The sequence below is a fragment of the Winslowiella sp. 2C04 genome (assembly GCF_050037805.1).
Classification (GTDB): domain Bacteria; phylum Pseudomonadota; class Gammaproteobacteria; order Enterobacterales; family Enterobacteriaceae; genus Erwinia; species Erwinia toletana_A.
On the sequence record NZ_CP188300.1, the window covers coordinates 4823674 to 4836151 of the forward strand.

A 12478-nucleotide genomic window follows, 5' to 3' on the forward strand; every position below is an offset into this window, starting at 1 on the left:
AAATAACATAATGAAAATGAAAAAACTGACTGCACTTGCCGTACTGCTCAGCGCCACCCTCAGTGCCAACGCGCTGGCAAAAGACACCATTGCGCTGGTGGTTTCCACCTTAAATAATCCGTTCTTTGTTTCATTAAAAGATGGTGCGCAGAAAGAAGCCGATAAACTGGGCTATAACCTGGTGGTGCTGGATTCACAGAATAACCCGGCAAAAGAGCTGGCTAACGTGCAGGATCTCACCGTGCGTGGCACCAAACTGCTGCTGATCAACCCAACCGATTCTGATGCCGTGGGTAACGCCGTCAAAATGGCAAATCAGGCTAATATCCCGGTGATCACGCTTGACCGCGTAGCGTCGCAGGGCAAGGTTGTCAGTCACGTCGCTTCTGATAACCGCTTCGGTGGCAAAATGGCCGGTGACTTTATCGCGAAGAAAGTGGGTGAAAGCGCCAAAATTATTGAACTGCAAGGTATTGCCGGCACTTCTGCGGCGCGTGAGCGCGGCGAGGGCTTTAAACAGGCCGCCGATGCGCACAAATTTGCCATCCTTGCCAGCCAGCCTGCTGACTTCGACAGAACCAAAGGTCTGAACGTGATGCAGAACCTGCTGACAGCCCATCCGGATGTGCAGGCAGTCTTCGCACAGAATGATGAAATGGCACTGGGTGCATTACGTGCATTGCAAACTGCCGGTAAATCTGATGTGGTGGTAGTGGGCTTCGACGGCACCGATGACGGTGTAAAAGCCGTTGAAGGCGGTAAACTGGCCGCAACCGTTGCTCAGATGCCGGAGCAGATTGGCGTTATTGGCGTGCAAACTGCCGATAAAGTGCTGAAAGGCGAGAAAGTACAGGCGATCAATCCGGTAGACCTGAAGCTGGTTACCAAATAAATCAAAGAAAAGCAGGGCACTGCGCCACCTTTAAAGGTGGCGCACTTTTGGGACGATTGAGTTATGACGAAAACCGGTAAACTGGCTGTTCTTGGCAGCATCAATGCGGATCACATCCTTAATCTGGCGCAGTTTCCTCGTCCGGGTGAAACGGTTGTCGGTACGCAGTATCAGGTCGCTTTTGGCGGTAAAGGCGCGAATCAGGCGGTTGCTGCCGGTCGCAGCGGCGCGGATATCGTTTTTATTGCCTGCGTTGGCGAAGATGATATTGGTGAGCGTGTGCGAAAGCAGCTTGAAGATGACCGCATTGATATCACGCCGGTTGAAGCGGTAGCAGGGACGGCTACCGGGGTGGCGCTGATTTTCGTTAATGGTGAAGGTGAAAACTCGATTGCCATTCATGCTGGCGCCAATGCCGCGTTAACTCCTGAATATGTCACGCGCCATCAGCAAACCATTGCCGATGCATCGGCTTTGCTGATGCAGCTGGAGTCGCCGCTGGAAAGCGTGCTGGCGGCAGCCCGTATTGCGCGACAGCATCAGACGCAGGTTATTCTGAATCCTGCGCCGGCTACTCAGCTTTCGGATGAGCTGTTGTCGCTGGTCGATATGATCACGCCGAATGAAACTGAAGCCGAGATTCTTACTGGTATTCATATCAGCACTGACGATGATGCCGCGCGTGCCGCTGCGGTACTGCATGATAAAGGTATCAGTAACGTGCTGATTACGCTGGGAAGTCGCGGAGTCTGGTTAAGTGATAACCGGCAGGGTCAGCGTATTGAAGGCTTCCGGGTAAAAGCCGTGGATACCATTGCCGCAGGCGATACCTTTAATGGCGCGTTGATTACCGCGCTACTGGAACAGCAGCCGATGGCAAAAGCCGTGCGTTTTGCCCATGCAGCGGCAGCGATTGCGGTTACGCGTCATGGCGCACAGCCTTCCGTTCCATGGCGTGAAGAGATCGACAGCTTCTTGCAGCAGCAGGGGTAAGCTCGTTGGCCACGATGAAAGATGTCGCTCGCTTAGCGGGCGTTTCTACCTCCACGGTATCTCACGTCATTAATAACAATCGTTTTGTTAGTGACGCGGTTCGCGAAAAAATTGATGCCGCTATCAGGCAACTGAACTATGCGCCTTCGGCGCTGGCGCGCAGCCTGAAGCTCAATCAAACCCGTACCATCGGCATGTTACTGACCGCCAGTAGTAACCCTTTTTATGCCGAAGTGGTGCGAGGGGTAGAAAATAGTTGCTACGAGCGCGGCTATAGCCTGGTGCTGTGTAATACCGCGGGCGACGAAGAGCGGATGAACCGTAGCCTGGAAACATTGCTGCAAAAGCGCGTCGATGGCCTGCTGATTATGTGTACAGAAAGTCATCTCCCTTCCGCTGAGATCCTGAATCGCTATCCGACCATACCCTCTGTGATGATGGACTGGGCACCGTTTGAAGGCAGCAGCGATATTATTCAGGATAACTCGCTGTTGGGCGGCGAAATGGCCACCGACTATCTGATCTCACGCGGCTATACCCGTATTGCCTGCATTGTGGGTCCACTGGACAAAACCCCGGCGCGATTGCGTCTTGAAGGCTATAAGCGGGCAATGGCGGCCGCAGGGCTACCGATTCTGCCGGGTTATATCGTCGACAGTGATTTTGAGTTTCAGGGCGGCTATAACGCCATGAATCAGTTACTGACGCTGAATGAAGTGCCACAGGCGGTATTTACCAGCAACGATGCGATGGCCGTCGGGGTTTATCATGCGTTGTATCAGGCTGGATTATCAGTGCCGCAAGATGTGGCAGTCATCGGTTACGATGATATTGAACTGGCGCGCTATCTGACGCCGCCGCTAACGACAATTCATCAGCCTAAAGATGAATTGGGTGAACTGGCTATTGATACGCTGATTCACCGGCTTGCCGATCCCGACGCCAGTCAGCAAATGCTGGTGCTGACGCCGGAACTGGTTGAGCGTGCCTCGGTTGCTGAGCGTTAAGCTTTTTTGCTGCGTTTTTCACGATCGGCAATCAGATGGCGGCCATCGCCGGGCTTCAGCAACATAAAGACCAGCGCCGACAGTACGGTCACCACACCCATAGTCACGAAGGTATAATGGAAGTTTTGCACGGTGGAATCGCCAAAACTTTCATACATCCGCAATACCGCAGCGCTGACTGCAACGCCAAAGCCGATCGCCAGCTGCTGAGTTACCGCCAGCATGCTGTTGCCGCTACTGGCATTCTCATCGGTCAGATCTGCCAGGGTGATGGTGTTCATTGCGGTGAACTGTGTCGACATCGCCATACCTAAGACAAACAGTGGTATGACTAACATCAGTATCCCCATTCCCGGAGTCTGCAGCGAGAAAGTGGTAATCAGCAGGCCAATGATAACGGTGATGGTAACCAACGTCTTGCGATAGCCAAACCAGCGCAAGACTTGGGTAACGGTAGATTTCGCTATTATTGAGCCGATCGCGGTGGGGGCCATCATGCAACCCGCCAGAATAGCCGAATAGCCAAAACCGACTTGCAGCATCAGTGGCATCAGAAACGGGATACAGCCGGTCCCCAGCCGCGAGGCGATGTTGCCGATGATACCGACCGAGAAAGTGCGGGTTTTAAACATCGGCAGACCAATCAGCGGCATCGGATGGCGACGCGCATGCTGTATATAGAAGAGAAGCAGTAAAATACCACTCACCAGCACCAATGCCGCAATCCATCCGGCGACAATCCTCTCACCCAGTAGCTCGATTCCGCTGGTGATCAGCACCAGACCTAAACCGAACAGGAAGAAACCGAGCAGGTCGAAACGACGGCGGGGGGTGGTGAAGTCCGGCATATATTTGCGAGCACAGATAATGCCGGCGATACCAATCGGAATATTAATCAGGAAAATCCAGTGCCAGGTGGCGTAAGTCACCAGCAAGCCGCCAAGTAACGGCCCAAGAATTGGCCCGACCAGACCCGGCATCGTAACAAAGTTGAGCACTGGCAGCAGTTCACTACGCGGATAAGCCCGTAACAGTGCGAGTCGGGCGACTGGCATCATCATCGCCCCGCCGATGCCCTGCACCACGCGGGAAACCACCAACATACTCAACGAGCCTGACAGCGCGCAGGACAGCGACCCTAAAGTAAACAGAGAGACCGCGACGATAAATACTTTGCGCGTACCGTAACGGTCGGCAAGCCAGCCGCTGACCGGGATTAACATGGCTACCGTCAGCGTATAGCTGATAACGGCAGACTGCATTGCCAGCGGAGAACGATTAAGGCTCCGCGCGATATCCGGTAGGGCAGTGTTCAGGATAGTGGCATCCAGTGCCTGCATAAAGAATGCCATTGCGGCAATCCAGGGAAGGCCGGCCATACTGCGCGCGGATTTGATCATTGATCATCCTTATTCTTTCTATATAAAGCATCAGGGGCTGGGATATCAGTCATATTATTAAGAATAGCATCTTACTTTTCGGCATTATTGTCCGTAATTCTCTGCATCAAACAGTATATTGGTTGATTATTAGTTTGGAATAGCGCGTTTTTACAGCGTTTGATGGAAATTAAATCAGTCAGAATGTTTTTTTCAATAAACACTTGTCACCCGTCAGAAACTCCCTATAATGCGCCTCCACTGACACGGAACAACGGCTTACAGGCCACCGGGTCAGAAGGTTCGGTAAGATGAACCGCCGGAGAAAAACTTCTGAAAAAGAGGTTGACTCTGAAGGAGGAAAGCGTAATATACGCCACCTCGCAACAGCAAGCCAAATCGCTGATTGCACTGCTCTTTAACAATTTATCAGACAATCTGTGTGGGCACTCGCAGGGTTGATATCGCAAACCATCCTCGGATGGAAAAAATTTGAAATATCAAGTCTCAAGAGTGACTACTATATTCATTACGAATAACAGTTTTAATTCTTTGAGCATCAAGCTTTTTAATTGAAGAGTTTGATCATGGCTCAGATTGAACGCTGGCGGCAGGCCTAACACATGCAAGTCGAACGGTAGCACAGGGGAGCTTGCTCCCTGGGTGACGAGTGGCGGACGGGTGAGTAATGTCTGGGGATCTGCCCGATGGAGGGGGATAACTACTGGAAACGGTAGCTAATACCGCATAACGTCGCAAGACCAAAGTGGGGGACCTTCGGGCCTCACACCATCGGATGAACCCAGATGGGATTAGCTAGTAGGTGGGGTAACGGCTCACCTAGGCGACGATCCCTAGCTGGTCTGAGAGGATGACCAGCCACACTGGAACTGAGACACGGTCCAGACTCCTACGGGAGGCAGCAGTGGGGAATATTGCACAATGGGCGCAAGCCTGATGCAGCCATGCCGCGTGTATGAAGAAGGCCTTCGGGTTGTAAAGTACTTTCAGCGGGGAGGAAGGGATGAGGGTTAATAACCTTCGTCATTGACGTTACCCGCAGAAGAAGCACCGGCTAACTCCGTGCCAGCAGCCGCGGTAATACGGAGGGTGCAAGCGTTAATCGGAATTACTGGGCGTAAAGCGCACGCAGGCGGTTTGTTAAGTCAGATGTGAAATCCCCGGGCTCAACCTGGGAACTGCATTTGAAACTGGCAAGCTTGAGTCTCGTAGAGGGGGGTAGAATTCCAGGTGTAGCGGTGAAATGCGTAGAGATCTGGAGGAATACCGGTGGCGAAGGCGGCCCCCTGGACGAAGACTGACGCTCAGGTGCGAAAGCGTGGGGAGCAAACAGGATTAGATACCCTGGTAGTCCACGCCGTAAACGATGTCGACTTGGAGGTTGTGCCCTTGAGGCGTGGCTTCCGGAGCTAACGCGTTAAGTCGACCGCCTGGGGAGTACGGCCGCAAGGTTAAAACTCAAATGAATTGACGGGGGCCCGCACAAGCGGTGGAGCATGTGGTTTAATTCGATGCAACGCGAAGAACCTTACCTGGCCTTGACATCCACGGAATTTGGCAGAGATGCCTTAGTGCCTTCGGGAACCGTGAGACAGGTGCTGCATGGCTGTCGTCAGCTCGTGTTGTGAAATGTTGGGTTAAGTCCCGCAACGAGCGCAACCCTTATCCTTTGTTGCCAGCGAGTAATGTCGGGAACTCAAAGGAGACTGCCGGTGATAAACCGGAGGAAGGTGGGGATGACGTCAAGTCATCATGGCCCTTACGGCCAGGGCTACACACGTGCTACAATGGCGCATACAAAGAGAAGCGACCTCGCGAGAGCAAGCGGACCTCATAAAGTGCGTCGTAGTCCGGATCGGAGTCTGCAACTCGACTCCGTGAAGTCGGAATCGCTAGTAATCGTAGATCAGAATGCTACGGTGAATACGTTCCCGGGCCTTGTACACACCGCCCGTCACACCATGGGAGTGGGTTGCAAAAGAAGTAGGTAGCTTAACCTTCGGGAGGGCGCTTACCACTTTGTGATTCATGACTGGGGTGAAGTCGTAACAAGGTAACCGTAGGGGAACCTGCGGTTGGATCACCTCCTTACCTATGTGAAGATACCCGCGCAGTGCCCACACAGATTGTCTGATAGAAAACGTAATGAGCAAGGCGCCTGCGAAGTCGCGACACCCCGTGTCCCCTTCGTCTAGCGGTTAGGACTCCGCCCTTTCACGGCGGCAACAGGGGTTCGAATCCCCTAGGGGACGCCACTTGCTTGGTGACAGGTGAAAGGTGTCGCTGAAAATATCTTAAAGCTGACTTTCGAGTCAGGTTTTAAGATATTGCTCTTTAACAATCCGGAACAAGCTGAAAATTGAAACGACGCGTCGTCTCATTTCTCCGTAATAAGAAATGAATCGCGATGTGTTCGAGTCTCTCAAATGCTTACAACCGCAGTGGAAACACTTGTGGGTTGTGAGGTTAAGCGACTAAGCGTACACGGTGGATGCCCTGGCAGTCAGAGGCGATGAAGGGCGTGCTAATCTGCGATAAGCGACGGTAAGCCGATATGAGGCGCTACAACCGTCGATACCCGAATGGGGAAACCCAATGCAATTCGTTGCATTATCATTAAGTGAATACATAGCTTAATGAGGCGAACCTGGGGAACTGAAACATCTAAGTACCCAGAGGAAAAGAAATCAACCGAGATTCCCCCAGTAGCGGCGAGCGAACGGGGAACAGCCCAGAACCTGAATCAGTTTGTGCAGCAGTGGAAGCCTCTGGAAAGTGGCGCGATACAGGGTGATAGCCCCGTACACGAAGCTGCACTTGCTGTGAGTTCGATGAGTAGGGCGGGACACGTGACATCCTGTCTGAATATGGGGGGACCATCCTCCAAGGCTAAATACTCCTGACTGACCGATAGTGAACCAGTACCGTGAGGGAAAGGCGAAAAGAACCCCGGCGAGGGGAGTGAAACAGAACCTGAAACCGTGTACGTACAAGCAGTGGGAGCCTTGATTTATCAGGGTGACTGCGTACCTTTTGTATAATGGGTCAGCGACTTATATTCTGTAGCAAGGTTAACCGTATAGGGGAGCCGCAGGGAAACCGAGTCTTAACTGGGCGTTAAGTTGCAGGGTATAGACCCGAAACCCGGTGATCTAGCCATGGGCAGGTTGAAGGTTGGGTAACACTAACTGGAGGACCGAACCGACTAATGTTGAAAAATTAGCGGATGACTTGTGGCTGGGGGTGAAAGGCCAATCAAACCGGGAGATAGCTGGTTCTCCCCGAAAGCTATTTAGGTAGCGCCTCGTGAACTCATCTCCGGGGGTAGAGCACTGTTTCGGCTAGGGGGCCATCCCGGCTTACCAACCCGATGCAAACTGCGAATACCGGAGAATGTTATCACGGGAGACACACGGCGGGTGCTAACGTCCGTCGTGAAGAGGGAAACAACCCAGACCGCCAGCTAAGGTCCCAAAGTCATGGTTAAGTGGGAAACGATGTGGGAAGGCACAGACAGCCAGGATGTTGGCTTAGAAGCAGCCATCATTTAAAGAAAGCGTAATAGCTCACTGGTCGAGTCGGCCTGCGCGGAAGATGTAACGGGGCTAAACCATGCACCGAAGCTGCGGCAGCGACACTATGTGTTGTTGGGTAGGGGAGCGTTCTGTAAGCCGTCGAAGGTGGACTGTGAGGTCTGCTGGAGGTATCAGAAGTGCGAATGCTGACATAAGTAACGATAAAGCGGGTGAAAAGCCCGCTCGCCGGAAGACCAAGGGTTCCTGTCCAACGTTAATCGGGGCAGGGTGAGTCGACCCCTAAGGCGAGGCTGAAAAGCGTAGTCGATGGGAAACAGGTTAATATTCCTGTACTTGGTGTTACTGCGAAGGGGGGACGGAGAAGGCTAGGTTATCCGGGCGACGGTTGTCCCGGTTTAAGCGTGTAGGCTTGCATTCCAGGCAAATCCGGAATGCTCTAAGGCTGAGGCGTGATGACGAGCCACCACGGTGGTGAAGTAACTGATGCCATGCTTCCAGGAAAAGCCTCTAAGCTCCAGGTAACACGAAATCGTACCCCAAACCGACACAGGTGGTCAGGTAGAGAATACCAAGGCGCTTGAGAGAACTCGGGTGAAGGAACTAGGCAAAATGGTGCCGTAACTTCGGGAGAAGGCACGCTGGCGCGTAGGTGAAGGGACTTGCTCCCGGAGCTGAAGCCAGTCGAAGATACCAGCTGGCTGCAACTGTTTATTAAAAACACAGCACTGTGCAAACACGAAAGTGGACGTATACGGTGTGACGCCTGCCCGGTGCCGGAAGGTTAATTGATGGGGTTATCCGCAAGGAGAAGCTCTTGATCGAAGCCCCGGTAAACGGCGGCCGTAACTATAACGGTCCTAAGGTAGCGAAATTCCTTGTCGGGTAAGTTCCGACCTGCACGAATGGCGTAATGATGGCCAGGCTGTCTCCACCCGAGACTCAGTGAAATTGAACTCGCTGTGAAGATGCAGTGTACCCGCGGCAAGACGGAAAGACCCCGTGAACCTTTACTACAGCTTGACACTGAACATTGAGCCTTGATGTGTAGGATAGGTGGGAGGCTTTGAAGCGTGGACGCTAGTCTGCGTGGAGCCAACCTTGAAATACCACCCTTTAATGTTTGATGTTCTAACCTGGCGCCGTAATCCGGCGTGGGGACAGTGTCTGGTGGGTAGTTTGACTGGGGCGGTCTCCTCCTAAAGAGTAACGGAGGAGCACGAAGGTCAGCTAATCACGGTCGGACATCGTGAGGTTAGTGCAATGGCATAAGCTGGCTTGACTGCGAGAGTGACGGCTCGAGCAGGTGCGAAAGCAGGTCATAGTGATCCGGTGGTTCTGAATGGAAGGGCCATCGCTCAACGGATAAAAGGTACTCCGGGGATAACAGGCTGATACCGCCCAAGAGTTCATATCGACGGCGGTGTTTGGCACCTCGATGTCGGCTCATCACATCCTGGGGCTGAAGTAGGTCCCAAGGGTACGGCTGTTCGCCGTTTAAAGTGGTACGCGAGCTGGGTTTAGAACGTCGTGAGACAGTTCGGTCCCTATCTGCCGTGGGCGCTGGAGAATTGAGAGGGGCTGCTCCTAGTACGAGAGGACCGGAGTGGACGCATCACTGGTGTTCGGGTTGTCATGCCAATGGCATTGCCCGGTAGCTAAATGCGGAAAAGATAAGCGCTGAAAGCATCTAAGCGCGAAACTTGCCTCGAGATGAATTCTCCCTGACTCCTTGAGGGTCCTGAAGGGACGTTGAAGACTACGACGTTGATAGGCCGGGTGTGTAAGCGCAGCGATGCGTTGAGCTAACCGGTACTAATGACCCGTGAGGCTTAACCTTACAACGCCAGAAGTGTTTTGGTGGTTGTGTGTGAGAGAACCATCAATATTCAGCTTGTTCATACGGATTGATTCGCGTGGCCTGCAGGGCGGCGCGGATAACAGAATTTGCCTGGCGGCTTTAGCGCGGTGGTCCCACCTGACCCCATGCCGAACTCAGAAGTGAAACGCCGTAGCGCCGATGGTAGTGTGGGGTCTCCCCATGCGAGAGTAGGGAACTGCCAGGCATCAAATTGCGATAACCCCCAGCGTAAGCTGGGGGTTTTTTGCGTTAAGGCTATTATATTTTTCCATTCTTCAGCCAGTCGATTACAAAATCTGCGATTTGCTCCGGCTGATTTAAATCCAGGCAAGGCATTTCCACCGCTAAGGGCCTGTCACTGGCCACCGCAATTACATCTTTATCGAGTAACTCGCTAAGTTTTCCACCAGTTGCCTCGCGCCAGACAATTATTTTCGGCACGGATTCGTCTTTAAAGCCTTCAACCAGAATGACATCCAGTGAAGATGCGTCCATCCGGCTGGCGAGAAAATAAAGATCGGGGCTGGCAGCATTATCCGGCGTCTCGGTCATTAGTGCCCAGCGCTGCTGACTGGCTACCAATACCTGATCCGCGCCGGCTTTGCGCAGTTGATAACTGTCTTTGCCGGGCGTGTCGATATCCATACGGTGATGAGTATGCTTGATCAGCCCGGGCCGTATATTTCGCTGCTTCAGCAACGGAATAAGCTGCTTAAGCAGCGTAGTTTTACCGGTACCGCTCCAGGCGGCAAAGGCGATAAGTGGAAGCATATGACTAAACCTCATGCCAGTTGCGCAGATCTTCTGGTGTATTTATATTGATAAAAAATGGCCGATCCTCTGTAAAAGTGACGGAATGTGAGTCTATCTCCTGCATAAATAGCATCAGTTTGCGATCGCCACGATTTAAAAACTTTTCAAGTCGATCGGCAACGCGCCGATGAATCAAAGCAAGGGTGGGATGATCTCGTTCTCCGCTACGTACCCAAACGGCGTCATCTGTCCCACGGTTTTGCCATAAATGAGCAACCAGATTGGACGGGATAAAAGGCGTGTCGCATGAGACGAAAGCCGCCCACGGGCTATCAATTGCACGGAGCGCAGCCAGCATACCCGCCAGTGGACCTGCAAAATTGCTAAAGGTATCGCTGATTACCGGATAGCCGCTATGCTGATAGCGTGCGAGGTTGCGATTAGCGCTAATGCAAAGATCCGAAACCTGTGGCTGCAAGCGCTGCAGAACGTGCTGATAAAGTGGAAGATCGTTGAGTACCATCAGCCCTTTATCTTCGCCCCCCATACGGCTGCCGCGTCCTCCGGCAAGAACGACTCCGGTGACCTCAGCGCGCGGTATGGTCATTTGCTGCTGCATCGGTTTTGACCTCTCTTTTATTGTGGGAATAACCCTGTTAACGTAGCGGAATACAAACCGTTAAGGACAAACTGCTATGAAATGTCATCGTGTTAATGAACTGATTTCACTATTACAGCCTGCATGGCAACAGGAACCCGATCTGAATCTACTGCAATTCTTGCAGAAACTGGCCGAGGAGTCAGGTTTCACTGGGCCAATTGAGCAGCTCACTGACGATATTCTGATTTATCACCTGAAAATGCGCGATACAGATAAAAGTGCAGTGATTCCCGGCATTAAAAAAGATTATGAAGTGGATTTTAAGACCGCATTACTGCGCGCTCGTGGTGTGATTAAAGATTAAAATCTGAACCTTTGGCCAAAGTGCCTGTCTTTTAATGATATTCTTTGCCGCTTACTCACAGCGAAATAGCGAATCTGCACTATGAACCAGGCAGCCTTTAACTTCCAGACGTTAAATCCCGATTCAATAGTTGATGCGCTTTGGGATACCGGCTTGCGTGTAGAGTCCGGCCTGACGGCTTTAAACAGTTACGAGAACCGGGTGTATCAGTTCTCAGACGAAGACAAAAAGCGTTATGTGGTGAAGTTCTATCGCCCTCAGCGCTGGACGGCGGCGCAAATAGATGAAGAGCATCAGTTTGCTGTCGAACTGCTGTCTGATGAAGTACCGATAGCTGCGCCGCTGGTGTTGCAGAATAAGATGTTACATCAGCATGATGGCTTTTATTTTGCGGTATTCCCGAGTCTCGGTGGTCGCCAGTACGAAACTGATAATTACGATCATATGGAGTGGGTGGGGCGGTTTCTTGGCCGTATTCATCAGACCGGCAAAAAAAAGCTGTTTACCGAGCGTCCGACCATTGGCCTGCAGGAATATATCGTAGAGCCACGGCAGGTGCTGGAAGAGACTAACCTGATCCCGGCAAAGCTTAAGATCAGATTGTTGCAAAGCCTCGATCGGATGAGCAATACCTTACAAGGGCGCTGGCACAATGACTGGACCAGTTTGCGTCTGCATGGTGATTGCCATCCGGGTAATATTCTGTGGCGTGACGGCCCACTGTTTGTCGATCTCGATGACGCGCGCAATGGCCCGGCGGTACAGGATTTATGGATGCTGGTAAACGGCGATCGTCAGGAACAGCGCATCCAGTGGGATATTCTGTTGGAAGCCTATAGTGAGTTCAGCGACTTTGATTCACACGAATTGTCACTGATTGAACCTTTACGCGCTATGCGGATGGTTTATTATCTGGCATGGATTGTTCGCCGTTGGCAGGATCCTGCTTTTCCGAGAAGTTTTCCGTGGATGACGGATGAAGATTTCTGGCACAGACAGATATCGATTTTTGATGAGCAGGACAAGCTGTTGCAGGAGCCACCGCTGCAGTTAATGCCTGCGTTTTGAGGTTGT

The 12478-nt window shown here is 52.2% G+C and carries 8 protein-coding genes, 1 tRNA gene and 3 rRNA genes; 9 read left to right on the forward strand and 3 right to left on the reverse strand.

From position 1 onward, the window contains the following. Nucleotides 1–10 precede the first annotated feature (10 nt). The 3 genes from rbsB to rbsR all read left to right on the forward strand — a co-directional run bounded on the left by rbsB (nt 11) and on the right by rbsR (nt 2892). Nucleotides 11–892: a ribose ABC transporter substrate-binding protein RbsB gene (gene rbsB, locus ACP3TC_RS21935; protein ID WP_313854639.1), complete on the forward strand. Its 882-nt coding sequence runs from the start codon at nt 11–13 to the stop codon at nt 890–892. Nucleotides 893–955: 63 nt separating this feature from the next. Then, nucleotides 956–1885 carry a ribokinase gene (gene rbsK / locus ACP3TC_RS21940; protein WP_426817258.1) on the forward strand — a complete coding sequence of 310 codons (930 nt, stop codon included), beginning with the start codon at nt 956–958 and terminating at the stop codon, nt 1883–1885. A gap of 5 nt (nt 1886–1890) precedes the next feature. Then, the gene (gene rbsR, locus ACP3TC_RS21945; protein ID WP_313854636.1) at nt 1891–2892 is read left to right on the forward strand and encodes a ribose operon transcriptional repressor RbsR; all 1002 of its coding nucleotides are present in this window, start codon (nt 1891–1893) and stop codon (nt 2890–2892) included. Here the strand turns inward: rbsR and mdtD are convergent. Continuing rightward, the gene (gene mdtD / locus ACP3TC_RS21950; RefSeq protein ID WP_313854633.1) at nt 2889–4292 is read right to left on the reverse strand and encodes a multidrug transporter subunit MdtD; all 1404 of its coding nucleotides are present in this window, start codon (nt 4290–4292) and stop codon (nt 2889–2891) included. The genes rbsR and mdtD overlap by 4 nt on opposite strands. Before the next feature lie 548 nt (nt 4293–4840). Between mdtD and ACP3TC_RS21955 the strand changes: the two genes are divergently transcribed. From ACP3TC_RS21955 to rrf, 4 genes are all read left to right on the forward strand, one after another. Further along, nucleotides 4841–6383: ribosomal RNA gene (locus tag ACP3TC_RS21955) — 16S ribosomal RNA — on the forward strand. 89 nt (nt 6384–6472) lie between these two features. After that, a tRNA-Glu gene (locus ACP3TC_RS21960) sits at nt 6473–6547 on the forward strand. 209 nt (nt 6548–6756) lie between these two features. Further along, nucleotides 6757–9665, forward strand: a 23S ribosomal RNA gene (locus ACP3TC_RS21965). A gap of 110 nt (nt 9666–9775) precedes the next feature. Next, nucleotides 9776–9891 (forward strand): 5S ribosomal RNA (gene rrf / locus ACP3TC_RS21970). The 16S, 23S and 5S rRNA genes sit together here with 1 tRNA gene alongside, the layout of an rRNA operon. A gap of 53 nt (nt 9892–9944) precedes the next feature. On the opposite strand, the gene mobB is transcribed toward rrf, so the two are convergent. After that, nucleotides 9945–10457 (reverse strand): molybdopterin-guanine dinucleotide biosynthesis protein MobB, encoded by a 513-nt coding sequence (gene mobB, locus ACP3TC_RS21975; protein ID WP_313854631.1) that lies wholly within the window; start codon nt 10455–10457, stop codon nt 9945–9947. 4 nt (nt 10458–10461) lie between these two features. Then, complete coding sequence (gene mobA, locus ACP3TC_RS21980) at nt 10462–11058, reverse strand: molybdenum cofactor guanylyltransferase MobA (protein ID WP_426817259.1); 597 nt, start codon at nt 11056–11058, stop codon at nt 10462–10464. 76 nt (nt 11059–11134) lie between these two features. Between mobA and ACP3TC_RS21985 the strand changes: the two genes are divergently transcribed. Both ACP3TC_RS21985 and ACP3TC_RS21990 read left to right on the forward strand, forming a co-directional pair. Continuing rightward, the gene (locus ACP3TC_RS21985; RefSeq protein ID WP_313854626.1) at nt 11135–11404 is read left to right on the forward strand and encodes a YihD family protein; all 270 of its coding nucleotides are present in this window, start codon (nt 11135–11137) and stop codon (nt 11402–11404) included. Between the two features lie 81 nt (nt 11405–11485). Continuing rightward, the gene (locus ACP3TC_RS21990; RefSeq protein WP_313854624.1) at nt 11486–12472 is read left to right on the forward strand and encodes a serine/threonine protein kinase; all 987 of its coding nucleotides are present in this window, start codon (nt 11486–11488) and stop codon (nt 12470–12472) included. Nucleotides 12473–12478: the final 6 nt, after the last annotated feature.